Here is a 23,409-nt window from a genome sequence, read left to right as displayed (position 1 = left end):
TCAGCAGTGCCAGCGTCATGCTGGTCAACCGACGGCCAGGTCGTGGCTTGATGGGGTCGCTCATCATTCTCGGACCGACTCAATCACACGGGTGAGCACATCCACATCCCGCAGCTCGCCCTGTTGTTTCAGGCGCGCCGCGAGCTGGCGGGCCTCACGTTTCTCCGATTCGAGCAGATCCGTCCTCCGGCCGGCCAGCCAGAGCTGAACGACGGACATGAAGGCATCGAGGGGGCGGTCTTGGATCAGCACGCCGGTCGAGTGCCCACCGGAGATGTAGCCAGCTTCGCGGTTGATTCGTTTCCGGTGCCGCTGATCACGAGCGGTCGCCGTCGGGGGCCGAACTTCAGGGTCCGTGAGTTCGACAGGCTCCTGCCGGTAGTGCATTACCTGGCTTCGACCGTCGAAGTCTGGATCGTCATCGAAGACGAGCGCGATCGCCTCCGCAAGCCGGCCCCCGTTCCAGGGCTCCTCGAGCAGCGTGGTCTTGCAGAGCATCGACGCCGTATCGCGGAGCAGTCGGTGGGCGATCAACTCGTTCGGATCGTTCGGGTCGGGGCGATTGGCGGCGTTGACGCGGCTGTCGGCATCGATATCGGCATCGCCCCACCAGTTGTCGCGGCGATACCCGTCGCTCTCGGTGTTCGTGGACATGGCTCTGTGTGGTTGGTGCAGTGGCTACTCGCCACAAGACAGCGACTCCGTCACCGGAGGATCGTCACGTTTCCCGAGCGGCCATCAGTGGCGGCGCGGGTGTATCCCTCGCTGGGGCCGTGGCTGTCTGCTTACTAGTGAATTTGGCGAGATCTATCTTAAAGGCACGCCGAGAACGCTGAAAGCTGTGCCCGGGTGAGGTAATTGTCTGAGAGAGTGTCGAGTCTCACAAGCGATAGACGGGCCGACGACGTTTTACCACCCCTTCCCAAACTCCCAATAGCCCTCAAGTAACGAGGGCGTCTTGTAACCCGGCAGTCCGGGGGCCCTACCCCGGCCCCCGAATGCTGTCTGGCAACAAGTAGCAGTTCCATACTGGCTTTCGGGGCTGATAATTTGGTCCCGGCTTTTATGTACCAGTTCCGATTCTGAGTGAGTAGACGCGGTAGCACAGGGGCCGCGCCCACACGCGGTAGAAAGCCCCTACTGCCGGGTTATGAGACCAGACATGATTTCGAAACTCAAAGCAGTACTCGACGACGATCGTGGCGTTTCGCCTGTGATTGGCGTGATCCTGATGGTTGCAATCACCGTCATCCTCGCCGCTGTGATTGGAACGTTTGTCCTGGGGCTGGGCGACAGTCTCGAACAGGCGCCGCAGGCACAGCTGGACGCGGAGTACGAGAGCACGAATAATAACATCGTCCTGAATCACAACGGTGGAGATACGCTGGCAATGGGCGATATCTCGATTAGCTGGGGGGGCGGGACTACCGCTGACGATCTGGCCTCGGACCTCAGTGTTGGCGATTCGCCAGTAGTCGTTGACATGTCCGACGATAGCGAGTCAGGAAATACCTTAACCGTAATCCACGAACCGTCAGAATCGATCCTGCTCGAAACCGAACTGGAGTGGTAAAGTTCTAACAACGAATATATACTTTTACAATGAAACAAAAAGGTTATTCCGACGATAATCGCGGTGTGAGCCCCGTGATAGGCGTTATACTGATGGTTGCAATAACCGTCATTCTCGCCGCTGTGATCGGCGGCTTCGTCCTCGGGCTCGGTGACAGTCTCGAGTCCGCACCGCAGGCGCAGATCAGCATTGACGCTGAAGCTGGGAACGCAGGTAGTATTGTCGTTTCCCATGACGGCGGAGATGCGCTGACCGCAACCGACATCCTGATTAAAACGGACGCCGGCGACTCCGTGGACTTGGAGGTCCCATACGCTGAAGACGAGCTCAGTGTGGGTCAATCCGCTACGATAAGCGTATCCGAGGATGCGGATCTCGTCGTTACGATCATCCACGAGCCGTCCGAGTCGGTGATCGCTGAAGCAACAGTCGACACGTCTCCGTAATCACGGATCGGCAGTCGGTCCGCGTTCATTTTTCATGCGTACAACCAACCACCAAGTAGCTACTCAACATGACCCTCGTTGACGCCGGCGCCCTCGCGCGGACGTACAACCACCCCAGCAAAGACCCCGTAGCAGCAGTCGAACTCTATCGGGAAGCGGCGAAAAAACCAGAGAACTGGGGCAGCCAGCGCGTCGCGAGTGCCATCAATTCAGATCAGTCGAATGAGTTCGAAGGCATCTCGCGTTCGGAAGTTCGAGCCTGGGTCGATCGCGACAGCAAGCCCGACGCCGCCCGTGCCGTCGACGAGGCACGCGACCTCGGCTGGACCGCCGACGAGTGGACTGACACCGTCCGAGCGCTCGCCGAGCTCGTGATCGGCGTCTATGCTTTTGGGTCGATCAACAAGCGAGACTACTTGCCATCCTGGAGTCCGGATAACGACGCAAATGAAAGGGCGATCGAGGAGGCGCTCGATCGCGTTGGCGTCAGCTCCCAGCACGTCGAGCGCGGCCACGAGGCCCAAGGCGACGAGATCAAACCTTCCTGCGACGGGACGCTACTTGGCCGCGCACTTGTCGTCGCTGGCGCACATGTCGGCGACAAGAATGCCGACTCAGTCCGTGGTTTGCCCGACTGGATTGTCGACGCACCTCGAGTTTTGCAGATGGATCTTGCATTGCTGTTCGTTCGGGGGCGTGGAAGTCAGCATCGAGGCAAAGCGACACGACAGATCCAAGCTGATCGACCACGCCAGTACTTCGCCGATGTTGCACAGTTGATCGAGACTGTGACCGGCAAGGCGGCAACAGTTAGCGACGCCGGCGTGACGGTCTCTGCTGACGCAGTACGCGAACTCGGATTGGCGTAGTTACCGGCAGCTACCCACATCGAGCCGGCGGATGGCAATATGATGTCTTTTAGGAACTGATAATCAGGTCCTACTCTTTATATGATTTGGTGGAGATGTTATATCCAGACACGGCTACGTAGGCATATCCACTATAGGATATGTTCCTACAACCGGGTCGCAGGAAAACCAATGATTTCAAAACTCAAAGCAGTACTCGACGACGACCGTGGTGTCTCTCCGGTAATCGGAGTGATCCTGATGGTTGCCATCACCGTGATTCTCGCAGCCGTCATCGGGACGTTCGTGCTTGGACTGGGAGACAGTCTACAACAGGCTCCGCAGAGCCAGCTTAGTGTTGAGGACGCCTCCGCAGATTATAACGGAGGCGGTGCGAATCCAGGTAATGCTTTCGTAGTCTCACATGACGGTGGAGATGCACTTACGATGGGCGATATTCGGATTGTGTTCGAGGGCCCGTCTTCGACATACACATTCGAATCCGGTGCATTCGCCGCTAGTCAGCGTGACGGTGTTGATGGCGTAGACAATGACAACCTGCAGTTGGAAAGTTCGCCCGGCACCGCTGTGACTGACTCGTATGAATTCAGTGTAGGTGACACACTCACCCTTGTCGATAACGATGGGGGTAGTACACTAGATGAAGGCGATTACGATGTTCAGATCATTCACAAGCCGTCGGAATCGATAATCGCTGACACCACTGTCGAACTGGTGTAACTCCCGGTCCGAACCGATTTTCTTTTTTTTTTTTTTTTCATTTGCCGTAGACGCATTTCTATGGCTTCCTAACGGATGTACCCTCGAATAGGATTGGCCGTCAACAAACCCTCACTTCCTGATGCTAGCTCCAGAACCCCGTTCGGAATCGCTCGGGTCCCGGCCGTCTCTTGATTCTGACCACTCGGAACCGTTCGGAACCACCTGGGCGGCGGTTATGGCTCTACAGTGGTGAGTGGACGTATGGCCGCTTGGAAGCCAACCGGTGCATCGACGTCGATGCCCATCGACGCTCGGGACGACGAACTCCTGGCGTGGGTCGACCCACATCGCGACAGAATCAGCGGGTGCTGTACTGGGGTGGCTGCGTGATCGACCTCGACGACGACGCCGTCATCCCGGCCGGCGGACTCGACGCGGCGCCGCCGCGGCACAAGCGCCAGATCGTCGACGTGGATCTCGAGCACATCGACGACACCCGCCTCGAGGGCGCCGTCCACCACAAGGCGTGCCAGCACTGTGGCGACGCCGTCGACCTGTTGGAGTCCCACGCCTACGCCTGTCTCTGGGTGCCGGCGAAGGTAGGGCGGATGATGTACAAGCCGGTGTTCTGTGGGCAAGCGTGCTGGCTGGAGTGGTTGCGGACGGGTGAGACGGACAGGTAGGGGCCTTACGAGGGGTCCGGTTGGATCGCTCGCCGAGCAGGTACTGTCAAGGGATGTTCCCACCCGGAAGAGGTGTGCGCTGAGCCAGCGCCGTACCCGCATATTTATCTGGAGACGGTGTTTCCCACGCAGTATTCAGCCGGCTGACGAAACTATGTCTACGAGTTCCCCTTCAACGCCGACCGAGTTCGTCGCCGAAGCGTTCGAAACCAGTGTCAGCGACGCCGAAGCCGACGCACTACTGGAGGCAATCGACGAAGCCGTCCACAACCTCCGCGAGCAGATCGACGACGACCACCTACTCACAACCCTTCGGAAAGATCCAGGCTCGTACCAACTCAAAAGTGAGTACACACGGGACGGCCTGCAGCCTGAGTCGTTTACCCAGGACGCCGTCATCGAGCCACTCCTCAACGCGCTCGGGCACGAGTACCGATCGGAAGCTGGCGGCCTCTCCGGCGGGCAGACGCAGGTTGCTGACTACACCATCTCACTCCGGGACCACGACAATATCGATTCCTCCCGACTCCTCGTCGAAGCGGAACCGATCAACAAGGATCTCGATAGCCGAGATCATGGGATCGGGCAGGTCAAGGACTGGCTAAGCCAGCGCGAATTCGAGTCCGACTTCGGGTTCGCTACCGACGGGATCCGGTGGGTGTTCGTCCGGTATGATCCAGACTCCTACACGCACAACGTCATCGAAGAAGTGGATTTGGGCCCGGTCTTCCTCGCTGTATTGGAGAACCAACTCGGTGCCCGTGACGACCTCTCGGACGTGGTTTTCGATACCGACCGCGAAGCGGTCGTCCGACTCATCAGGACCTTCGAGTTCGAGAACTTCGTCTCCATCGCGGGAGACGCCCGTCAGGTCATCAAACAGAAGAAGGAACAGATAACCGACGAGTTCTACGACGACTACGTCGAGTACGTCTTCGGGATCGTCGACGAGGATGAGGAGACCACCCGATCGCTGGTCGGCGATGGCGTCGTCCGTCCAAAGGCCGCCAACGAAGATGACGCCCGCTTGTTCGCTGTCGAGTTGATGAACCGGCTCGTCTTCGTGAAGTTCCTCGAAGACAAGTCGCTGGTCGAGCCGGACCTCCTCCGAACGCTGAAAGACACCTACGAGGACGGCTTCTACACGGGCACCTTCTACGAGGAGTTCTGTCAGCCGCTGTTCTATGACGTGATGAACGAAGAGGTGGACAACCGTTCTGAGCAGGTCCAGCAGATCGAGTTGTTCCAAGACATTCCCTACCTCAACGGTGGGCTCTTCCGGCCGACAATTAACGGTGACGAGGGCGAGTTCGAGGAAGAAGACTTCGACGTTCGGAACTCGGTGCTGTTCTCGATCATCGACCTTCTGGAGCGATACAGCTTCTCGGCAGGCGGCGCTCCGACGGACCTCGACCCGAGTGTGCTGGGGAACGTCTTCGAGAAAACTATCAACTACATCAGCAGCGACAATGCAGACACGAACAAGGAACTCGGTGCCTACTACACGCCCAGTGAGATCACTCGGTTTAGTGCCGAGGAGACGGTTCGGCCGGCGCTGCTCGATCGCTTCCAGACGGTGTTGATGGACGAGCGTGATTGGCCCGAAGCCGAGGTCGAACGGTACGATTCTGTCTACGAGCTGATCAACGACGTGCCGGGTAGTTGGAGTCTGATTAGTGCGCTTCTCGCCGAAGTGGATGACTTCCGTGTGGTGGACCCTGCCTGTGGGAGTGGGCACTTCCTCACGTCTGTCCTCGAAGAGATTGTTAACGTCCGGAAGGCGCTTTACAGTCGGAACGCCGACGAGGACGACGATGAGGAAGCGTTCCCTGACGAATATCGGCTCAAAAAGACGACCGTCCTGAACAACATCTACGGGGTGGACCTGATGGGTCCGGCTGTCGAGATCGCCAAACTCCGGTGTTGGCTCTCGGTTATCGCCGAACTGGATACCGAGAACGTTGATGAACTCGCTGCTGATGACGACCTTGCCCTCCCGAACGTCGCGTTCAACCTTCGACAGGGGAATAGTCTGATCGGATATACGGGCTTCCCCGAGACAACCGACGACGGCAAGCAGTACCAGATCGGCAGTTTCAGCGAGGACAGCGTTCGGGATCGATACCAGGACATAATCCAGGAAATCGAAGCCCACGAACAGGCCCTCGATGGCGAAACGGCCAAGGAGCACCGTGAGCGTGCCAATCAGAAACTCCAGAACGCCCGTGAGGAACTCGTCGAGGATATTCACGGGGACTTCGTGGAAGCAGGAATCGAGGACATCACGACCGATACGGTCGAGCAGATGGACCCGTTCAACTGGGTTCTGGAGTTCGCGGAGGTGTACGCTGACGGAGGGTTCGATGTAGTCGTCGGGAATCCGCCCTGGGATCGCGTCAAGCCTCTCCGCGACGACTTCTTCGTCCGGTATGATTCCGACTTCCGCACGCTACTCCCCGAAGCAAAAGACGAGCGGCAGGAAGAACTGTTGGAGGACCCGGACGTTGCCGAGGAGTGGGAGGAGTACAAACGGACCATCAAGATCCAGGCCGACTACTTCAACAATGCCGAAGCCTACGAACTCCAGCGGCCGACTGTCGCTGGGCGAACTGAGGGGACTGAAAACGACCTATCGGCGCTCTTTCTCGAACGGGTCTTCCAGATCGCAAGGGACGACGGGCACGTAGCGCAAATCCTTCCCGGGACGATCTTCACCGGATCGTCCGGCAAGGACCTCCGGATGCACCTCCTCGAAGAGACGCGCGTGGACGTGCTGGCTCACTTCATGAACCACGGCATCTTCGAGAACATCGACACCCGCTACAAGTTCACCGTGCTCACATTCGAGAATCAGGGTCAAACTGATCAGATCCGGAGTCTCTACAGGGAAGGTGATGCAAACGTACTACGGAATCTGGACGCTGAAGCCTTCCTCACACCCCGTTCTGTCTTAGAGCGGTATTCGCCGGAAGCTCGCGTGTTCCCACTTCTGAAATCTGAAGAGGAGAGTGAGGTGCTTGAGAAGGTTATTCAGCACACCTCAATTGGAGAGGAAACAGGTGAGGAGTGGTACGCAGACCCCTACCGGGAGCTCGATCGAACGAACGATACAGACAGGTTTGTTGAGTCTGAGGCCGAAGGCGATTATCCGGTCCTTGGTGGGAAAAACGTCTACCAATTCATCTATGACTCGACCTACTTCGGTATCTCCGGACCGGAATTCTGGAGCGTCGAAAGTCCCCAAGAGAAGAGTGCAAAGTACCGAATAAGAGAGAAGAACATTCGGAACCTGAAACGTACAGTCTACGATGCCTTTGATGGGACCGGTTCGCAGGTCGGGTTCGTAAACGATCTGTTAGAAGAGCGTCGTGGAGAGCCGCTGGACGAAGAGGACGTGTTGCTTGACTGCACCGAGTATCGGATCGCCATCCGGGACGTGACGAGCGCAACGAACGAGCGAACGATTCTCGCCGGCGTCATTCCCACCGGTGTTGTCTGCACGAATACGCTACACACGCTTAGACCATACGAGATCGAGCCAGAAGAGAACGATCTCGAAAACGACACGCTCCACAGCGCATACGAGCGGGTGTTTGGTGATAAGGAGCTCTTTGCAGCCATCGGCCTGATCAACAGTATCCCCTTCGACTTCCTGATGAAGACAAAGGTGGACACCCACATTGTGATGTACAAATTCACCGAATCGCAGGTGCCTCGGCTCACCGAAGGCGACGAATGGTTTGACTACATCTCCACCCGAGCAGCCCGGCTCAACTGCTACGGCGAGGAATTCGAGGAGATGCGGGAACGCCTCGGTGGTATCGAACCGGCGACAGAGATGGACGAACGCCGGGAAGTACAAGCCGAGATCGACGCCGCATCGTTCCACGCTTATGGGCTTAACCGGGACCAAGCTTCGTTCGTGTTAGACGACTTCCACCGGGTACAGGACCCACGTATGATGGACGAGAACTACTTCGAGATGGTTCTGGGGAAGTACGACGAGCTAGCCTAAGTCAGAATCGGTTCTTTCGGTATCGGTACATTGCGACGAGAAGCCCTAGCCCGAGGGCGATAGAGACGTTGAACATAACCTCCCAGAATCCGCCCGCCGCCAGGAATTCGTTTATCGGGAACGGCGTCAGTTTCGAGATGTAGTAGTTGATGGCAACGTTCAGCGCCCCCTCAAACGTCTGTGTCTGAAGTAACCCAAGTAAGAAGTTTAGCGTCGTCAAGATGGCACTCCCAAACACGTACATATTGAACGTGTTACCGAACAGTGATCCGATGCCGTAGTTTATGGTTGCTGTATTCCGCCTCATCGCCCCGTAGTACGGTATTAGGATTCAAAATGGTAATTATACCAAGGTGAAAGTGATTCTTAGCGTCGATGTCGAGAGCCGAATCCCAACGAGACTTCGTGACCTAGCCCCGACTGATGGGGTGATAGTTAGATCACCCGCTGCTCCCGTAGCGGCGCCGCCAGCGTCTCGTCGACGGCGATCCAGCCGTCGACGGTTTCCTCGATAAGGTCGTATTCATCGAGCTTTCGCCGATACTTAACCGTCGTTTGCCGCGAGTGTTCCCCGCCCAGCCGGTCGTAGTGCTCGTAGATCTCGACCGGGCGCAGCGGGCCGTGTTCTCGGATGGCGCGATAAACGAGATGGTGGCCACGGCTCAGACTCTCCAGTTGCTGTTTCCGAATCCGCTCGTGTGCGCGTTCGAAGCAGTCGTCGATGTCTTCCTCGCGAACTGTCGTATGGCCGCGGTCGATACCGAGATCGACAGCCGAGCGGAGTGCCTGGACGCCGAAACGGGCCGACCCGCCGGCTTCGGCGACGATGCGGTCGAGCTGGCTGTCGTCGACGACGCCGTGCTGGAGGGCTACCTCTCGTCGGGCGTCGAGGATCGTGAACAGGGCGTCGTGGCTGTAGGGTTCGAACTCGACAACGTCGGCGTAGCGCAGGCGGTCCACGCGATCTGGGACTTGTGAGAGGGCATTCGCTCGGCGGTGTCCGATCAGGATGAGCGACAGCCATTCCGCATTGGCGAGATCTGCTAGCAGCGCTGGTTCGTCGAGGCCGCCGATCTCGTCAAGGATCACCACGAACGGCTTGTCGGGCAGCGCGATCAAGTCGGCGAGTTCGGAAGTGCTCTTGTTGTCCTCTGCGATCACCGCCGGATGGTCGTCGGCGATCTGTTTCAGAACCTGCCAGCGCGTGTTCGATGTACACGAGACGTAGGTCCAGTCGACGCCCCAGTCCTGCGCTTCGTCGAGGAGGAACTTCGCAGTGGAGGTTTTGCCGACGCCGCTCGGCCCGATCTCCCAGCACGACTCAGCCGGCTGTCCCTTCGTCGCCGGCTCAAGTACATCGCTGATCCGCTCGAGTTGTGGCTCGCGGCCAGGCATCGCGTTCGGGAGGTAGTTTTCTTCCAACTTATCCGCAGCCAGATACATCGTTGCTTGGTGATGCGTGGGTGGATGATAAAGGGCCGCGGAGGGGGGTTTCAGTCTGTATCGAAAATCGAGTTATCTGTCATAACCAGTCGACCCAATACTACAGCGATTATGGAAAAGTCGGTTCTGTAGAACCCCTCACCCGAATAGGTTTGAAATTGATCGGTAAATACAAGCTCCTCATTTGAAGAGCAGGGAAGCAAGCCGAAATCAAAATCGAACCAATTACGATTCCTCTTTGAGATATTCTTCCTCCGTTGGTTCGTTTTCGGTCTCGTCAGCGGTGTTATTTGATTCATCGGAGGCTACCTTCGATTCCAAATCTTGAAGAATATCGCTTTGAGCTTGGCTTCTTGTTACTAAATCTTCTAATGAATCTTTTTGAGACCTGAGCAGTTCATTCTGCTCTTTGAGTAAATCAATTCGTTTCTCTGAATTATGAGAAGTTATCAAAGATATAATCACAATTGCGAATGAAGCTAAAAATACTCCAAGCCGCGGGCCAAGTTCAAAAGTCGGTGTAAGGAAGACTAAAGTTGTCAGTATGATAAATAGGGAAGCTCTGAGGATGGATGTTCCTATTTCTCTATCTTCGATGATAGAGGACAACTTCTCTCTCATAATTCACCAACAATACTGCCGATTAGTATCACAATACAGGCAATAATGAAAAGCCCGCCCCAAAGTGGCCCTTGTGTTTGGAAAATTATGTCCGAAAATACATACACTAACACAAGAGCAACAAATGTCGCAAAAACTGCCTCAATCGCTCCCTCAGGGTCCATCTTCTCATTATTTTACGAATGGAACCGTAAAAATCCCACTCGTCAACATGCACCCCCTACTTACCCGTTATTCCGCTGTCTAGTCAGTTTGGAATAATCGGGTACACAAGCTGATCTGCCTGTCCCCGTTGACCGGGTTTTCGGTCAGAACACATCTTGTAAGGGGCCAGCCTGTTGGACAGTTTCGTGAGTCTTTCGCACATTTTCAAAAGATAGATACCCGAGACTACAGTGCTCAGCTGGCTCCAACACATGTTGGAAAGTCGGGCGGCTGATTTCTTCACGAACTTTGTCCTCGTCGTCCGTTGAGGCAACGATGTGCATGTCGACGGCAATATTCGGGACTTTCACCATGAAGTCAGTCATTCGCAGGATACCGCTGTAGATGCTCGTCGTGCTTTCGACTTCGAACATCTTTGCGATGAAGTCATCATCAAGCCAAATCACGTCAACATACTCGATAATACGAGTGGCAGCTGGGCTGAACCCGGGAAGATTTAGATTCTCTATACAGTCTTCCCCCAGTCGGTTGCCCTCATATTCTCGATTCTTATCGTTCCGAGCAACGTAGACATCGTAACCGTGTGCCAGCCCAAGTTGGATTAGTTGCCATTGGATTTCGGTATGCTCACGCGGTGAATCCTTCCCTTCATCGGACTTCTCTGGCCCATCAGGCCCGTTATCGGCTTGGAAATCCTGGAAGGCCTCCTCGATCGAGTTGTACTGCTGGAGGAGACTGTTCACAGCGTCAGGTGAAACGCGAAGAAACCGTTGGGGGTACCAATTCTCTTTATACCCCAATAAAAGAGCGACTTCTTCTCGCGGCACCGAAATCTCCTGGTAGTCGCTCACCGTATATATAAATCGACTCTCAGAGTTGTTCCAGAGAGTCTTACCTACGTCCTCATCTTCAAAAGCGGTTCCAACCCTTCCTGCAGCGAAAAACTTGCCTTCATTATAGAACAGTAGTCGGTCTCCGGATTCCATCTCCTCGAAGAACCTGCGTTTTCGTCGGCCCTCGGTAGTTCCCCATATCCGAACTTCCTCTTCTCTTTGGAGATCGTCGGGAGCAACGTCCGGAACTGGCACTTTGGATTGAACAGTATTCTGGAAATTGTCAATCCAGTTCTTCCCAATCGGTACAATGTAAAGACGAGTCACGGTTATCAAAATAATGTGATATGGTCTTGTAAGTTCGGGTGAACCATTGTCAGGTGGTGTGAAGGAAGCGCGCCGCCCCTGATCTTACGCCAACTTCGGCAGGCCTTTTCGACTCCTACAACGAATCTGTTCTCGACACACTTGACGACTGGTAGCGGCTTCTCTCTTCCTAGATAAATTCGAGGGGATGGTTGTTGCACTTGCAACCCCCCTTATCGGCCTTATACCATCCCACAGACCCACAGGCCAGGTATGGCAACGCAGTCGCCACAGTCGAGCCGAAAAGCTGGTGAGTTCTCGATCGACCTTCGCGACCATGGTTTCTCGGATGGGCCAGCACAGGTCCTCGTCGAGATCAGTCCCGTCCGTCGCGGTGTCCTGATGGCGGTCCTCGCCGCCGGCGCCGACGGGCGGTACAGTTTCGACTTCCGATTCACCGACGGTGAGATCGATATCTTGCGAGCCTACGTCGAAGGGATGCGCGAATCCGTCGACGGGCTCCCCGAGTGGATCAAGCCGGTTCGGGAGGAGATCGAACAACACCTCACCGATCACGAGACAAGCGAGGCCCCGTCGCACATGGCCATGCAGCCGGAAACGGACGGGGGGGAGGACCCCGATGCCTGACGCCGTCTTTCCGTTCCCGGGTGGGAAGAGCCGCCTGGCGAGCTGGATCCTCAGGTGGGTGCCCGAGCACACGTGCTTTGTGGAGGTTTTCGGCGGCGCCGCCGGAATTCTCGTGAACAAGGACCCCGATACGTCGTCGGTCGAAGTCTACAACGACCGTGACGGTGACCTGGTCCACTTCTTCGAGACGCTCCGTGAGCAGCCCGGTGAGCTCACTGAATGGCTCGCCGACGTTCCCTTCTCGCGGGAGGTGTTCGACGAGTGGGCAGAGCTGTACTACCAGGGCTACCGGCCGCGTGGCGATGTCGAGCGGGCAGGGCGGTTCTTCTACCTGCGTTACGCGAATTGGGGCGCAACCTACAGCGGAAAAGGTGGCTTCGCCACGGCGACGACGAGTAGTAAAGCGGCGACGTTCTCGAACAAGACTGACCGCCTCCGTGAGTTCGCCGACCGGTTCGACGACGTCGTGATCGAGAACCTCGACTGGTCAGCCGTCGTCGAGAAGTACGATCGCGAGTACACCGTCTTCTACGCCGACCCGCCGTACGTCGAGACGAGCGACTACTACCCACACTCAGAGATCGATCACGATGCCTTACTCCAGGAGCTAAACGACGTCGAGGGGTACGCGCTTCTCTCCTTGGAGAAGATCCCTGAGGGCCACCGAGAGGACTGGAGGGTCACCGGGCAAGACGTGAAACGCGGCATCAATTCGGGGAAGTCCGGCTCGGCAAAGGACGCTCGTGAAAACCTCCTGCTGAACTTCGATCCCGAGGTGGTAGAGGGATGAGGACGAGCGGGCAGGGAAGCGGTGGGTTCGGCTGTCAGAACCCGATGACCCCCCGCGTCACCTCCGGCGCCCGAGGTGTAGTTGAGATCACGGCACAGTCCTGGTTGGCCAGCACTTGCACTGCGGCGGGCGACAGTCGGTCGCCCGTAATGGTGGCCTCAAGCGTCCACTCCGCCCGCGGTCCCTCGTTGGGGTCGAGCACGACGGCGCCGAGCACGTCGTCACAGGCTTCGAGGTCAGCCTTGACGCGGTCGGCGCGCTCGCGAGTCGATCGCGGACACGGGCTCATTCGTCCTCGGGGCCGGCGACCGCGCGGGCTTCAGCGAGGAGTTCGTCGCGATCGCGCTCCCACGGGAGCTGGGGCGTCATCGGTCGCCCCCCGTACAGGCCGGGCAGTGCAGACAGCCCGTCGCGTCGGTGGTGAGTCGGCGGTCGTGATCGGGACAGCGGCGCGCCATTCAGTTCACCTCCGGATGGAGCGTGAGTTCGGCGTCGAATCGGTCGCCGAGGCCGGCCGGGTGGAGTTTGGTCGCCGGCGCGATGCAGGCCCGTGGCGCCGTCTCGATCCCGCGCGGGAAGTAGCGCTCGACGGCGCGGCCGTCGGTCGTCAGGTAGAGAACCGCGGTCGGTGAGCGTCATCACGCCGACGCGGTGGGCAACAGCGAAGGCCAGCTGGCCCTGCTCGACCATGGCGTCGGGGTCGGCCATCGATGCCAGCGTCGCGTCGTCGACGCGCGCGATGGGTTCGGTTGCGGTAAACGGATCACCTCGGTCGGTGCCCTTTTCGGGCGCGGAGTGCGTAGTCGACATCGTTCTCGGGTCTACGAGAACAACCGGGCCGCGTGCTGGAACACGCGGCCGACCATTCATTCGGTGAAATGGCCCGCTAGCGCCCGGTGTTCTCAACTAAACGTATGCAGCCGGAGCTACTTAGGGTTTGCGTGTTTTCATGCAAACTTTCGCGTTTGCCTAGTTGCTGTCGAACGACTCGATAGCCTCAACACCAGCATCAGTCGCCATGAAGTACCCTCGGTTGCTTTCCGATTCCTCAATTTTCCCTTCCTCCAAAGCATCCGGGTCAACTATGGCGACCAGCCCTTCGTCAACCAACTCATCGAGGTAGTTGTTGACAGATCGTCGCTCAAAAGTAGCACCTCGAAGCTTCGCATTTCGGAAGATCGCTGCAGGCGGCAGTGCGAATCCGCTGTCTACCAACAGGCGGAGAACCTGCCGCTTGCGGTCTTCCTTCCCCATATTGTCATCCTCGGGAAACCGACCCATATTTCTACTGTTCGGTGTTTTTCTGCAAGCCACTTTGCGTTTTCGTTGGTTAACAAGCATAGTTGCTTGTTATCGTGCAAACCGTTAAGTATGTGGGGGGTTACGGAATCGACACGCGACGCTGCTCGAGACGGAATCGGTGCCGACTGCAGAACGGCGCCGTCGGGGTTGTGGCCCCGTCGACGCCTCGGGCCGTCGCGAAACGACATGCGACCACCCACCGCGCGGGCGCTTGAACCGCCCGCACTGTCGGTCACTGGCTGTGACCTGGCCCACGCCGACGCGCCCACCCTTACCAAAGCTTGGCGCGCCGGCGCGAGGGTCACGGCCTCGAACAGCCCGCAGAGCACCCCTGGAGAGGGTCATCTCCAGGCTGAACGAGACCAATGAGTTCTCAGGAAACCCACGTAGATAGTTGCACCGACGACGGAACCGACGAGGAGCGCCGCACAGTCCTGGCGTGCCCGGAGTGTGACTCCTCGGACATCCGGACCAACAACAACGGCCTGCAGGGCTGCAAGGCGCCCGCCGATCACGTCTGTCGGGACTGCGGCCACGCGTTCAACGACGCCGACGCAGTCCGTCGCCCCCTCAAGCGATCGGGAACGACGCCACCCTCGATCGCGCGGAGTCTGGAGACCGCCAGCCCCGAGGACGTGGGCAAGCCCATCACCGACGGGGGTCACGAGCCCGACTACGACTGTCGGTACTGTGACTGGGCGGGCGACGAGTGTGACCGTCGTGATCACTACCCAGTCTGTCCGGACTGCAGCCGAATCGTCGAAATCCGCCAGCAGCTCGTCGCCGATGGCGGCGTCCCAGAAACGTTCGACGATCTCGCGGGCACCTGCGAACACTGCGGCGAGGACGTGGATCCCGAGCGCCTGATCGAGGGCGAGTGTCCGGGCTGTCACTACCGGCCCGTCGCCGACGGCGGCACCACCTGGACGAATCTCACCGGGTTCAAACGAGACCTGCTCGAGGCGATCCGCCGGCTCGAGAACGACGACGAGACCGTCTACGGGCTGGCGATCAAAGAGGAGGTCGAGTCCGTCTACGACACCGAGATCCTCCACGGCCGCCTCTACCCCAACCTCGACGACCTCGTCGAGGCCGGCCTGATCGAGAAGGGCGAACTCGATCGCCGGACCAACGAGTACCAGCTCACCACCCAGGCCGAGGCGATGCTGGAGCAGCGCGTGCGCGTGCTCGCCGATGCCTGCGGGATGGAACAGCCAGTCGCCGACGGGGGTGCAGAACAGTGAGCGAGTCACTCTCCGACCTCGACGGCGAGACAGACGTCGAGATCGAGTGTGCAGTCGGTATCGACGAGCCAGACTACTGTGACGGCTGGAGCGAGACCGTCGAACTCAGCGAGCCGGCAGAGTACGATGGGGAAGTCGGCCGGATCTTCCTCCCCGGCCTCAACTGGGAGTGTCCGGAGTGCGGACAGCCACACGAGTTCGAGGTCGAGGGAATCCGGGTGAGTAACCTTGTCTGAGGAACTCGCCACCGCCGGTCGCGAGCACGGCCTCCCCAGCGACGATATCTGGTCGGCCTATCGCGACGGCGAGATCGCCGTCGGCGACGTGGTCGTCGATCTCTCCCGTGGCGTCTCCCTGCAGGTAACTGGCGTCGCGACCAAGCGCGCGGGCGATCATCCCGAGGTTCGGTCGGACCCCACGGCCGACCTGTTCGATGCCGATGACGAGGAGCTCGTGTTCAATTGCGTGTTCCTGCCCGATGGCGATGGATCGATCGCGCCGCCGCCGAGCAAGACCTACGCGTACCCAGCAAGCCGGCTGCTTCGCTACCCGGTCGAGGAGGCGACGCCGAAGGAGCGCCTGCAGCGAGAATGGCTGACGAACGTCCTCGAGGAGCTGGCTGTCGAAGCCAACGAACTCGGCGCCCAGCACCGAATCTCCCTGCGAGAGGTCGTCACCAACGCCTTCGGGCCCGAGGTGGCTGGGCTTCTCGATGAGTTCGTCGAGGCCGCCGGAGGTGAGGCCTGATGGCTGGCGCGTACAGCGACGCCGAGCTCGCGAAGCTCGAGCGCGTCGGCCAGCGCCGAACTGCAGAGGCGCGGATGGACATCCGCCAGCGCCATCTGACCGAGTTCGACGGAGGTGGACGATGAGCCGACTCGAACTGGTGTCTCTGCTGTCGCTACATCAGGTCCCGGGCAGCGCGAAGAATGTAGCCAAGAATCACGCCTGCAAACAGAATCAGCGGACCCTCCGTCATGTTCCCACGGTAGACAAGGAAGGCCATCCCCACGAACATCACGAGGACGATCAATGTCACCGCCGCGAGGACAGTGCCACGCCACGCGGTGGTTCCGGCCTTCTTCAGCTGGTCCTTGGGCGTCTCTTCGGCCATATCGGGGGTGTTCAGGTTCATGCCTGAAAGAGACACCGCTGTCACTGATTGCCTCAGAGAAGCGTCTTCCGCCCAGTTCGACCGGTGGATGGGCCTAGCCGCCGAGAACATCGACGAGTGGGGCTACCAGGATGAGGAGACGCTGCTGCTGGCTCTCCAAGAGGAACTCGGAGAGCTCACCCAGGCGTACCTGGAAGCCAGGTCCGAAGGTGCTGCCCCAAAGCGCGTCGACGAGGAGTTGGACGATCTCGGTGCGTTGCTGATCCAGTTCCAGGAGGTCCGCAACCGGGGTGAGTCGGCATGAGCTCCGAGCACCAGACGGCAGAGGACGCGACCTACAGCCTCTCGACCAGCATCACCCCACCGCGGGAGCCCTCGGCCTACCGGATCACCGATCACTTCCGCTACCGGATGAACCACCGGCAGAACCCCAGCGTCGACGGCGACATCATCCGGCGCTGCTTCGAGCACGGCCGGATCAAGAACACCTCCCAGGCCGATCGGTTCATCTTCGAACTCGACGCCGAGCACCGATGGTGGGTGATCGTCGAGCTCCGAGATGTGGCGTTCTTCCAGGAGGCAGAGAAACACCGCGCGCTGACGGTGTTCGCGAAAGGCGCGGACCACGATCTCGACGAGGGGTGGTCGCTGTGAGTATCGACATCCACAGCCGGGAGGACGGCAGCGACGATCGCAACCTCCGGGTCATCTGTGAGGAGATCGTCGAGGACGACGGCTTCAGCGATCGCGCCCAGAGCATGGCTCAAACACTACTCGAGGGCATCAAAGAGGGCCGAATCGATGTCAACTGAGGTCGAGCCAGCGGTCGATCAGGTCCGCCCGCGCTTCGGGGTCTTCCCGGACCTCCTTCCGCAGGTCCATGAGCTGCTCGGCTCGCTCCGGGCCAGATTGGGCGATCTCTTCGACCAGAAGATCGTCGACAGCCTCAGCCTGCTCGGCGGCGCCGGGTTCGAGCGCCTGCCCGCACCAGACACAGAGGGAGCGCTCCCGCGGCGTCTGCTCGCCACAGCGCGGACACTCGATCGGGGCGATCTCGTCGTCGTCCTGGTCGGGGACTTCGGCGCCGTAGACCCGAGCGAGTTCGCGATCGGACTCCTCGGCGAAGACGCTGACGTAGCGCGAGGCCACGGAACTCCCGCGGACCCAGCCGTGGTGATCCTCGAGGTGAGCCTGGTTCATCCCCTTCGAGGCCAGGTGCGCCGCGCTGGACTTCCGGAAGTTCGTCGGCGTGACGGGTTTGGTCACGCCCGCACGCTCGGCGACGCGCTTCAGGAGGTCGTTCTTCATCGTGCGAGAGACCTCCTCGTTGCGGCCGAGTTTGGACCACAAGGGGGCCGACGGGTCATCGCCGGCGGGGTGGTTCCGGAGCCAGTCACGGACGTAGGGAACCGACGGGATCAGCGTTATCGAGCGCTGGCCACGCTTCCCGTTGACCGTGACCTGGAGACCGTACTCCGAGTCGGCAATGTCGCCGACGGTGAGGCTTGCGTACTCACCACCCCGGAGGCCGGCATCGAACAGCAGGGCGACAGCGGCCGCATCCCGAGTGTTCATCGCCGCGTCGAGCATGTCCTGCACTTCGTCATCCCACCGGAGCATCTCGCCCGGATCGGGAGCGGGGTCGTACGTGGAGGACGTTCCGGAGGGGACCCAGGACAGACTCTCGGGGATCTCGTCACCATCGGTAACGTGGCGGCCGAAGACGCGGATCGCGGCTCGGTAATCGCGGTTGGTCTCCTCGTTGGTGAACTCCCGGTTGATCCAGGCCACCGTCTCCTCGGCGTGGGAGCGATCGTCCGGCAGGCTTGCGACGTCGCCGTAGCGTTCAGCCAGGAGGACCAGATGCCGGAGGAGTTTGATCTTCCGGTTCAGGGAGTACCGACTGGAGAGCAGGTCGAGCTGGCGTCGGAACTCGTCGAGAACATCGCGATCGCTGTCGGCGATGTCGTCGCTCTCCTGGATCCTGTCGACCAGGTTTTCGTAGCCAGTTTTGCTTCCCATGCAGCTACCGAGAGAGCCCAGTCTTTTATAAGTACAGCTTCCAGCTTAGGGTTGAAAGCTCTCCTCCGGCTTTTCTGCCGAGCGTAGCGAGGCTGAAAGCCGAGAGAGGGATTTGAAGCAGGGAGGTCGCGCACAGGCGAGCGGAGCGAGCCGAGCACGTCCGACCGCGGTTCACGATCCCTCCTCCGGCTTTTCTGCCAAACGAAGTGAGACGAAGAGCGGCACGTCGGGTTCGAACCAGGGAGTGAGGCGAACGTAGTGAGCGGAACGACCGTGGTTCAGGATCCTCCCACCAGCTCGACGCCGACGAACAACATCCGGAGCTGCAGCCACGGACGACGATCGCGACAGTCGTCAGCTCTCCGTCGAGTTCGTCGGCGTGGGAGTCAGCGTCGCGGTCGTTGTCTCGGTCGGCGTGGGTGTCAACGTCGCCGTCGTGGTTTCGGTCGGCGTGGGTGTCAGTGTCGCCGTCGGTGTCTCCGTCGGCGTAGGGGTCAGCGTCGCAGTCGGGGACTCCGTCGGCGTAGGAGTCAGCGTCGCCGTCGTTGTCTCAGTGGGGGTCGACGTTGGCGTCGGCGCCGAGGTTGGCGTCGGCGTCGTCGTCGAGGTCGGAGTGGGAGTCCCCGTCGTGGTCGAAGTGGGCGACGCCGTGCCGTTCGGCGTCGCTGTCGCGTTCGGCGTCGGCGTCGCCGTGGAGTTCGTACTCCGTGTCGACACCGTGGGAGACGCCGTCTCGTTCGGGCGCTCCGTCCGGTTCTCGGCGGTCGTCGGCGGCCGCTCCGTCGTGTTCGCCGGCGTCGCCGTCGCGTTCGCGGTGGAGGCTCCGCTGTCCGAGGCCGCGCTGTCGGCCACCGTGACGGTGACCCGGCCGACGAACTCGCGGTCGTACGTCCACCAGCCGCGGACGACGAGCTCCTGCTCACCCGTGCCGTTTGCGAGTTCGGTGACCAGCCGCGCCGACAGGGCCACCGTACACTCGTCGTCGCAGGTAACGTTCGACGCCGGGATCGCGACGGCTCGGTCGGCGTCCGGCACCGAGACCGTGAACTCCGCAGGGTCCACGTCCTCGGGCGCCCGGACAGCCAGCGTCACGGTGACCGTCTCGTTACCGTCGGCCGCGACGGTGTCCGGCGACACCTGCGCCGACCCGATCTCGACGGAGAGGTCGCTCGCGGCGGCGAAGGAGCCGCCTGTGGTCTCCTCGTCTTGCAGCAGCCCCAGTGTGTGGCCGACGCCGCCGGCGCCGACGACCGCCCACGCGAGCAGGCAGAACGTGAGGAACAGGACCAGGTGGCGGCTGGAGTCGGTCACGGCTGCTCACCCAGGTTCTCGGCGTCGGCGCCGTCGGCGCGCGCCGCGGCGACCAGCGTCCACAGCTCCGAGGCGACCAGGAGGAACCCCGGGACGGCGACGAACGCGAGCACGCCCGCGTCGCTGTTCGCGAAGGAGAACAGCCGGCCGACCTCGGGGATCGTGAACTGGATCGTGCCGATCACCGCGTCCGCCGGCACCAGGTGCGCGTCCGGTTGCTCGTTGGCGTCACCCTTCGTGCGGAAGTAGCGCTCGCCGTCGCGCTCGACCACCTCGACCACGCGGTGGGTCGTCCGCTTGTCGTCGCCGTCGACGCGGTCGAACGCCATCACGTCGCCGGACTCGATACGCTCCGTCGGCGTCTCCGCGACGACGACCACGTCGCCGGCCTCGATCGTCGGCTGCATGCTGCCCGAGAGGACGACGTAGCTGTGGTCGGCGCCGACGACCGCCGGGAACGCCACGACGGCGGTGACCACCAGCGCGACGACGAGCAGGACGGTTCCGACGACGTTGAGCGCGCGCCGGAGGCGGGTTTTCGTCGTCATGTCGGCGGCTCCTCCCCGACGCCGAGTCGGTGATTCGCGTCGTAGTGGCAGTGGTAGAGTGCCGAAACCAGGAACAGCGACGTGATGATCGCCGCCAGCCCGAGCCCGGGGATCCACGTCAGCGGCACCACGCCCACGCCCGCCGAGAGCACCGACAGCGCGGAGAGCCCGCCCAGCCCGGCGTAGTACTTGCTCCAGCGGATCTCCTCGTGGGGCACCACGTCGAGATACACCTCCAGTTCGGCGGCCTCGTCGGTGAGCTCGATCGTCCCGCGGTTCTCGTCGAAGTCGACGAGCCCCTCGCCGTGGAGCTTCGGGAGGTGGAGCTGCCGGAGCGACGTGTACACGCGCATGCGTTGGTCGTACGTGACCGCGCTCGGCGGCACGTCGTTCTCCCAGGCGGCGAGCCGCTCGGAGAGCTCCCGCAGCTCCACCGTCCGCTCGGTCCGGAGCAGGTGGTGGAGCACGTGGCGGCGGCGTCGCGCGCTGAGCACGTCGAACGCCGTGCGCTGGGAGACGCCCGGATCGTCGTCGACCGGCTTCGGGACCCCCGTCGCGGTGCTCACGGTCGCACCACCCCCCGTTCCCTATCGGGGTCCGTCGACGCCCGAGTGGGACCGCTCGATTCGCCCCTCGCCGGTGTGAACGCGTTCCGTCTCATCTGAACTGACTCGAGAGTGGGTACCGGAACTGTAGGTTTTGTTATTGCTCGTATATCGGTTTACGACACGATCGTTTACGGATGGTTCACGCGATTAACCGGTGGTTTACCGGCAGCGAGGCGTCTCGACGCCGTCGGCTTGCCGGCGCGTCGCCGTCGGCACGGAACCCGCCGAAAGCGGCGCGGTTATCCGGCCGCTGACCCGCCACAACCTCGCCATAGCGGTTGCTACGCCGACCCTCGCGGTTCTCACGCCGAGCGTAAGAACCCATCAACTCACTCATATATACTGGGGTGTCCGGGGTATCACTCCTCGTCCGCCTCGGTGGTGCCGCCGGCGTGTCCCGGCCACGGGCGCCGCCGAGCGACGAGAAAACCATGTCCGACGACAACAAGTTCGATCTGACGCGACGCAAGGCCCTCGCGGGCCTCGGAGGTATCGGCGCCGGCGCGGCGCTCGGCGGCACTGGAACGATGGCGTTCCTCAGCGACTCGGAGGAGGCTTCGGGCGTGATGACCGCCGGCACGCTCGACCTGATCGTGGAGTACTACTCGCACTGGCACCAGGGAAGCGGCGGCGACTACGTCTCCGGCAGCATCAACGGGGAGGCGGTGACCGGCAATCTCAGCGACGTGAAGCCGGGTGACAGCGGACTGATCGCGCTGTGTCCGCGCGTCGAGACCAACCCCGCGTACCTGTGGCTCTGCGGCGAGCTCACCGCGAACAACGAGAACGGGATCACGGACCCCGAGAGCGAGGTCGACTCGACGGGCGGCGACGGCAACGGTGAACTCGCCCAGAACGTCGAGGTCACGGTCCAGTACTGCGATATCGCCGACGACATCGGCGACAGTTTCGACGAGGACGACGTCGAGAGCTCGACCGACGTCTGGTCGGGGACGCTCGCAGAACTGTTCGACGACATCCAGTACGGCGTCCCGCTCGACGGCGATGAGGACACCCCGGACGACGACGACAACGGCGGCTTCTTCGAGCCGGGCGACCAGGACTGCTACCCGGGTACGGGCGACGAGGGCGAGGGGCCCTGCCTCTGTCTCGACTGGAAGGTTCCCGACGAGGTCGGGAACGTCATCCAGTCCGACAGCCTGAGCTTCGACCTCCAGCTCTACGCCCAGCAGTGCCGGCACAACGACGGCACGGACAACCCGTGTGCCGGCATCACGACCGAGACGGGCGACGACTTCGCCAAGCAATCCGAGAACTTCAACGACGACGGCACGATCAGCGGCGGCGCCCGCGCGCGCTACGGGAACAACGGCTCCTCGGGCGCGTGGGAGCTGGCCGTCGGCGACGAACCGGGCGTAGACGGCGAGTTCTCACAAGCGAACTACACCTGGACGAGCGGGGATCCCGTCGACTGGACGGTCTCCTACGACGAGGCCAGCGACGAGCTCTCGTTCACGTTCGACGGCAACACCATCACCGACACCCTCGACGATCCGCAGCCGGACGGCCGGATGGCGATCCAGGGGAAGGCCGACGACGCGACCGTCGACGCGTCCATCGACAGCCTGTCGATCGGCGGCAGCTCGGTCACGCTGGACGGTCCGAACGCCGTGACGGCAACGAACGACGGGGACGGCCGCCAGGTGCGGTATCTCCTCGTCGACACGGCGCTCGACGGGTCGACTGACTTCGAACTCAGCGGCGAGGCGACCGTGACCGTCCAGGGCGACTACGGCGGTAGCGAGGAGGGCGTCGCGTTCGACGTCGTCTTCGAGTAACTGCACGGCCCGCAGCCTGACACCCCCCACGCCGGTGCCGGTCCTCCGGGCCGCGGCGGTTCGACTCCGCCGGTGGGTCTCCCCGTGACGGGGAGTGACAGAACATGGCAGACGACAACAGCAAGTTCGACCTGACGCGACGCAAGGCCCTCGCCGGCCTCGGTGGCATCGGCGCCGGCGCCGCCCTCGGCGGCACCGGGACGATGGCGTTCCTGAACGACACCGAATCGGTCGAGGGGAACACGATGACCGCGGGGACGCTCGACCTCAAACTCGACTGGCAGCAACAGTCGTACGGGTCGAGTGCTCCTGGGAGTACGTCAACGCGCACCCGGACCACGGACGGCGACGGCGAGCAGTCCATCGA

30 protein-coding genes are annotated in these 23,409 nt (G+C 60.9%); 17 read left to right on the top strand and 13 right to left on the bottom strand.

The features are described 5' to 3' along the window. Positions 1-63 precede the first annotated feature (63 nt). On the bottom strand, positions 64-654 hold the full coding sequence (locus ACP95_RS05525; RefSeq protein ID WP_049980252.1) for a hypothetical protein: 591 nt from the start codon (positions 652-654) through the stop codon (positions 64-66). A gap of 508 nt (positions 655-1,162) precedes the next feature. Here ACP95_RS05525 and ACP95_RS05520 point away from each other — a divergent pair. From ACP95_RS05520 to ACP95_RS05500, 6 genes are all read left to right on the top strand, one after another. Continuing rightward, positions 1,163-1,573 (top strand): type IV pilin, encoded by a 411-nt coding sequence (locus ACP95_RS05520; protein ID WP_154018459.1) that lies wholly within the window; start codon positions 1,163-1,165, stop codon positions 1,571-1,573. Between the two features lie 29 nt (positions 1,574-1,602). Next, entirely contained in the window at positions 1,603-2,019 is a 417-nt protein-coding gene (locus ACP95_RS05515; protein ID WP_082224593.1) for a type IV pilin, read from the top strand. A gap of 68 nt (positions 2,020-2,087) precedes the next feature. Further along, a complete protein-coding gene (locus ACP95_RS05510) occupies positions 2,088-2,888 on the top strand; it encodes a hypothetical protein (RefSeq protein ID WP_049980249.1) in 801 nt (266 codons plus the stop codon). Positions 2,889-3,059: 171 nt separating this feature from the next. After that, the gene (locus tag ACP95_RS15255) at positions 3,060-3,608 is read left to right on the top strand and encodes a type IV pilin (protein WP_082224592.1); all 549 of its coding nucleotides are present in this window, start codon (positions 3,060-3,062) and stop codon (positions 3,606-3,608) included. Positions 3,609-3,922: 314 nt separating this feature from the next. Beyond that, positions 3,923-4,273, top strand: a complete 351-nt coding sequence (locus ACP95_RS05505) for a hypothetical protein (protein ID WP_154018458.1) — start codon at positions 3,923-3,925, stop codon at positions 4,271-4,273. A 154-nt stretch (positions 4,274-4,427) separates the two neighbouring features. Further along, positions 4,428-8,288 (top strand): Eco57I restriction-modification methylase domain-containing protein, encoded by a 3,861-nt coding sequence (locus tag ACP95_RS05500; RefSeq protein ID WP_049980247.1) that lies wholly within the window; start codon positions 4,428-4,430, stop codon positions 8,286-8,288. 1 nt (position 8,289) lies between these two features. Here the strand turns inward: ACP95_RS05500 and ACP95_RS05495 are convergent, their stop codons facing one another. The 5 genes from ACP95_RS05495 to ACP95_RS15615 form a co-directional block, all read right to left on the bottom strand. Continuing rightward, complete coding sequence (locus ACP95_RS05495; protein ID WP_049980246.1) at positions 8,290-8,595, bottom strand: hypothetical protein; 306 nt, start codon at positions 8,593-8,595, stop codon at positions 8,290-8,292. A gap of 128 nt (positions 8,596-8,723) precedes the next feature. After that, positions 8,724-9,731: a Cdc6/Cdc18 family protein gene (locus tag ACP95_RS05490; RefSeq protein WP_049980245.1), complete on the bottom strand. Its 1,008-nt coding sequence runs from the start codon at positions 9,729-9,731 to the stop codon at positions 8,724-8,726. A gap of 225 nt (positions 9,732-9,956) precedes the next feature. Continuing rightward, on the bottom strand, positions 9,957-10,352 hold the full coding sequence (locus tag ACP95_RS15625) for a hypothetical protein (protein WP_154018457.1): 396 nt from the start codon (positions 10,350-10,352) through the stop codon (positions 9,957-9,959). Continuing rightward, complete coding sequence (locus tag ACP95_RS15620) at positions 10,349-10,516, bottom strand: hypothetical protein (protein ID WP_154018456.1); 168 nt, start codon at positions 10,514-10,516, stop codon at positions 10,349-10,351. Before ACP95_RS15620 ends, ACP95_RS15625 begins: the two co-directional genes overlap by 4 nt. A 144-nt stretch (positions 10,517-10,660) precedes the next feature. Next, positions 10,661-11,677, bottom strand: coding sequence for a hypothetical protein (locus ACP95_RS15615; RefSeq protein WP_154018455.1), 1,017 nt, complete (start codon positions 11,675-11,677; stop codon positions 10,661-10,663). 252 nt (positions 11,678-11,929) lie between these two features. On the opposite strand from ACP95_RS15615, the gene ACP95_RS05480 reads away from it, so the two are divergent. After that, positions 11,930-12,304 carry a hypothetical protein gene (locus ACP95_RS05480; RefSeq protein ID WP_049980243.1) on the top strand — a complete coding sequence of 125 codons (375 nt, stop codon included), beginning with the start codon at positions 11,930-11,932 and terminating at the stop codon, positions 12,302-12,304. Further along, positions 12,297-13,094: a DNA adenine methylase gene (locus tag ACP95_RS05475; protein ID WP_049980242.1), complete on the top strand. Its 798-nt coding sequence runs from the start codon at positions 12,297-12,299 to the stop codon at positions 13,092-13,094. The genes ACP95_RS05480 and ACP95_RS05475 overlap by 8 nt, the downstream gene beginning before the upstream one ends. Positions 13,095-13,128: 34 nt before the next feature. Here the strand turns inward: ACP95_RS05475 and ACP95_RS05470 are convergent, their stop codons facing one another. Then, positions 13,129-13,383: a hypothetical protein gene (locus tag ACP95_RS05470; RefSeq protein ID WP_154018454.1), complete on the bottom strand. Its 255-nt coding sequence runs from the start codon at positions 13,381-13,383 to the stop codon at positions 13,129-13,131. Between the two features lie 680 nt (positions 13,384-14,063). Beyond that, positions 14,064-14,348, bottom strand: coding sequence for a hypothetical protein (locus tag ACP95_RS15610; protein ID WP_154018453.1), 285 nt, complete (start codon positions 14,346-14,348; stop codon positions 14,064-14,066). A 413-nt stretch (positions 14,349-14,761) separates the two neighbouring features. Here ACP95_RS15610 and ACP95_RS15250 point away from each other — a divergent pair, with 413 nt between their 5' ends. The 4 genes from ACP95_RS15250 to ACP95_RS16440 are packed head-to-tail and all read left to right on the top strand — an operon-like array spanning position 14,762 to position 16,512. Further along, positions 14,762-15,640 (top strand): helix-turn-helix transcriptional regulator, encoded by an 879-nt coding sequence (locus ACP95_RS15250; protein ID WP_082224591.1) that lies wholly within the window; start codon positions 14,762-14,764, stop codon positions 15,638-15,640. Continuing rightward, positions 15,637-15,876, top strand: coding sequence for a hypothetical protein (locus tag ACP95_RS05460; RefSeq protein ID WP_049980240.1), 240 nt, complete (start codon positions 15,637-15,639; stop codon positions 15,874-15,876). Before ACP95_RS15250 ends, ACP95_RS05460 begins: the two co-directional genes overlap by 4 nt. Next, complete coding sequence (locus ACP95_RS05455) at positions 15,869-16,387, top strand: hypothetical protein (protein ID WP_049980239.1); 519 nt, start codon at positions 15,869-15,871, stop codon at positions 16,385-16,387. The genes ACP95_RS05460 and ACP95_RS05455 overlap by 8 nt, the downstream gene beginning before the upstream one ends. After that, the gene (locus ACP95_RS16440) at positions 16,387-16,512 is read left to right on the top strand and encodes a hypothetical protein (RefSeq protein WP_272913165.1); all 126 of its coding nucleotides are present in this window, start codon (positions 16,387-16,389) and stop codon (positions 16,510-16,512) included. Before ACP95_RS05455 ends, ACP95_RS16440 begins: the two co-directional genes overlap by 1 nt. 29 nt (positions 16,513-16,541) lie before the next feature. Here the strand turns inward: ACP95_RS16440 and ACP95_RS05450 are convergent, their stop codons facing one another. Further along, positions 16,542-16,775, bottom strand: coding sequence for a hypothetical protein (locus ACP95_RS05450; RefSeq protein ID WP_161782057.1), 234 nt, complete (start codon positions 16,773-16,775; stop codon positions 16,542-16,544). Here ACP95_RS05450 and ACP95_RS05445 point away from each other — a divergent pair. Genes ACP95_RS05445 through ACP95_RS15605 form a run of 3 tightly spaced genes read left to right on the top strand, consistent with a single transcriptional unit; the run spans position 16,774 to position 17,566 of the window. Continuing rightward, positions 16,774-17,058, top strand: a complete 285-nt coding sequence (locus ACP95_RS05445) for a hypothetical protein (RefSeq protein WP_049980310.1) — start codon at positions 16,774-16,776, stop codon at positions 17,056-17,058. The two genes, ACP95_RS05450 and ACP95_RS05445, sit on opposite strands and share 2 nt — an antisense overlap. After that, positions 17,055-17,408 (top strand): hypothetical protein, encoded by a 354-nt coding sequence (locus ACP95_RS05440; RefSeq protein WP_049980237.1) that lies wholly within the window; start codon positions 17,055-17,057, stop codon positions 17,406-17,408. Before ACP95_RS05445 ends, ACP95_RS05440 begins: the two co-directional genes overlap by 4 nt. Further along, on the top strand, positions 17,405-17,566 hold the full coding sequence (locus tag ACP95_RS15605; protein WP_154018452.1) for a hypothetical protein: 162 nt from the start codon (positions 17,405-17,407) through the stop codon (positions 17,564-17,566). Before ACP95_RS05440 ends, ACP95_RS15605 begins: the two co-directional genes overlap by 4 nt. Here the strand turns inward: ACP95_RS15605 and ACP95_RS05435 are convergent. From ACP95_RS05435 to ACP95_RS05420, 4 genes are all read right to left on the bottom strand, one after another. Then, complete coding sequence (locus ACP95_RS05435; protein WP_049980236.1) at positions 17,559-18,776, bottom strand: tyrosine-type recombinase/integrase; 1,218 nt, start codon at positions 18,774-18,776, stop codon at positions 17,559-17,561. The genes ACP95_RS15605 and ACP95_RS05435 overlap by 8 nt on opposite strands. A gap of 354 nt (positions 18,777-19,130) precedes the next feature. Beyond that, a complete protein-coding gene (locus tag ACP95_RS15600) occupies positions 19,131-20,087 on the bottom strand; it encodes a hypothetical protein (RefSeq protein WP_049980235.1) in 957 nt (318 codons plus the stop codon). Continuing rightward, positions 20,084-20,635: a signal peptidase I gene (locus tag ACP95_RS05425; protein ID WP_049980234.1), complete on the bottom strand. Its 552-nt coding sequence runs from the start codon at positions 20,633-20,635 to the stop codon at positions 20,084-20,086. Before ACP95_RS05425 ends, ACP95_RS15600 begins: the two co-directional genes overlap by 4 nt. After that, a complete protein-coding gene (locus ACP95_RS05420) occupies positions 20,632-21,201 on the bottom strand; it encodes a DUF7344 domain-containing protein (protein ID WP_049980233.1) in 570 nt (189 codons plus the stop codon). The genes ACP95_RS05425 and ACP95_RS05420 overlap by 4 nt, the downstream gene beginning before the upstream one ends. A gap of 473 nt (positions 21,202-21,674) precedes the next feature. On the opposite strand from ACP95_RS05420, the gene ACP95_RS05415 reads away from it, so the two are divergent. Next, complete coding sequence (locus ACP95_RS05415; RefSeq protein WP_049980232.1) at positions 21,675-23,042, top strand: choice-of-anchor W domain-containing protein; 1,368 nt, start codon at positions 21,675-21,677, stop codon at positions 23,040-23,042. Positions 23,043-23,146: 104 nt separating this feature from the next. Further along, positions 23,147-23,409: SipW-dependent-type signal peptide-containing protein (locus ACP95_RS05410; protein WP_237560405.1), on the top strand; the 263-nt coding region annotated here is incomplete at its 3' end.

Origin of the sequence: Halolamina rubra (genome assembly GCF_000739555.1) — an archaeon.
In the GTDB taxonomy this organism is placed as follows: Archaea; Halobacteriota; Halobacteria; order Halobacteriales; family Haloferacaceae; genus Halolamina; species Halolamina rubra.
Note: the sequence above shows the minus strand (reverse complement) of the source record. Positions and strands in the feature narration are given on the sequence as shown.

Excerpts from the sequence above, each read along its gene's own strand:
- ACP95_RS05480 (WP_049980243.1), top strand. The coding sequence starts at position 11,930 with ATGGCAACGCAGTCGCCACAGTCGAGCCGAAAAGCTGGTGAGTTCTCG.
- ACP95_RS15625 (WP_154018457.1), bottom strand. The coding sequence starts at position 10,352 with ATGAGAGAGAAGTTGTCCTCTATCATCGAAGATAGAGAAATAGGAACA.
- ACP95_RS05445 (WP_049980310.1), top strand. The coding sequence starts at position 16,774 with ATGCCTGAAAGAGACACCGCTGTCACTGATTGCCTCAGAGAAGCGTCT.
- ACP95_RS05440 (WP_049980237.1), top strand. The coding sequence starts at position 17,055 with ATGAGCTCCGAGCACCAGACGGCAGAGGACGCGACCTACAGCCTCTCG.
- ACP95_RS16440 (WP_272913165.1), top strand. The coding sequence starts at position 16,387 with ATGGCTGGCGCGTACAGCGACGCCGAGCTCGCGAAGCTCGAGCGCGTC.
- ACP95_RS05510 (WP_049980249.1), top strand. The coding sequence starts at position 2,088 with ATGACCCTCGTTGACGCCGGCGCCCTCGCGCGGACGTACAACCACCCC.
- ACP95_RS05470 (WP_154018454.1), bottom strand. The coding sequence starts at position 13,383 with ATGAGCCCGTGTCCGCGATCGACTCGCGAGCGCGCCGACCGCGTCAAG.
- ACP95_RS05525 (WP_049980252.1), bottom strand. The coding sequence starts at position 654 with ATGTCCACGAACACCGAGAGCGACGGGTATCGCCGCGACAACTGGTGG.
- ACP95_RS05450 (WP_161782057.1), bottom strand. The coding sequence starts at position 16,775 with ATGAACCTGAACACCCCCGATATGGCCGAAGAGACGCCCAAGGACCAG.
- ACP95_RS15255 (WP_082224592.1), top strand. The coding sequence starts at position 3,060 with ATGATTTCAAAACTCAAAGCAGTACTCGACGACGACCGTGGTGTCTCT.
- ACP95_RS05500 (WP_049980247.1), top strand. The coding sequence starts at position 4,428 with ATGTCTACGAGTTCCCCTTCAACGCCGACCGAGTTCGTCGCCGAAGCG.
- ACP95_RS15250 (WP_082224591.1), top strand. The coding sequence starts at position 14,762 with ATGAGTTCTCAGGAAACCCACGTAGATAGTTGCACCGACGACGGAACC.
- ACP95_RS05495 (WP_049980246.1), bottom strand. The coding sequence starts at position 8,595 with ATGAGGCGGAATACAGCAACCATAAACTACGGCATCGGATCACTGTTC.
- ACP95_RS15610 (WP_154018453.1), bottom strand. The coding sequence starts at position 14,348 with ATGGGGAAGGAAGACCGCAAGCGGCAGGTTCTCCGCCTGTTGGTAGAC.
- ACP95_RS05475 (WP_049980242.1), top strand. The coding sequence starts at position 12,297 with ATGCCTGACGCCGTCTTTCCGTTCCCGGGTGGGAAGAGCCGCCTGGCG.
- ACP95_RS05515 (WP_082224593.1), top strand. The coding sequence starts at position 1,603 with ATGAAACAAAAAGGTTATTCCGACGATAATCGCGGTGTGAGCCCCGTG.
- ACP95_RS05490 (WP_049980245.1), bottom strand. The coding sequence starts at position 9,731 with ATGTATCTGGCTGCGGATAAGTTGGAAGAAAACTACCTCCCGAACGCG.
- ACP95_RS05425 (WP_049980234.1), bottom strand. The coding sequence starts at position 20,635 with ATGACGACGAAAACCCGCCTCCGGCGCGCGCTCAACGTCGTCGGAACC.
- ACP95_RS15620 (WP_154018456.1), bottom strand. The coding sequence starts at position 10,516 with ATGGACCCTGAGGGAGCGATTGAGGCAGTTTTTGCGACATTTGTTGCT.
- ACP95_RS05520 (WP_154018459.1), top strand. The coding sequence starts at position 1,163 with ATGATTTCGAAACTCAAAGCAGTACTCGACGACGATCGTGGCGTTTCG.
- ACP95_RS05435 (WP_049980236.1), bottom strand. The coding sequence starts at position 18,776 with ATGGGAAGCAAAACTGGCTACGAAAACCTGGTCGACAGGATCCAGGAG.
- ACP95_RS05415 (WP_049980232.1), top strand. The coding sequence starts at position 21,675 with ATGTCCGACGACAACAAGTTCGATCTGACGCGACGCAAGGCCCTCGCG.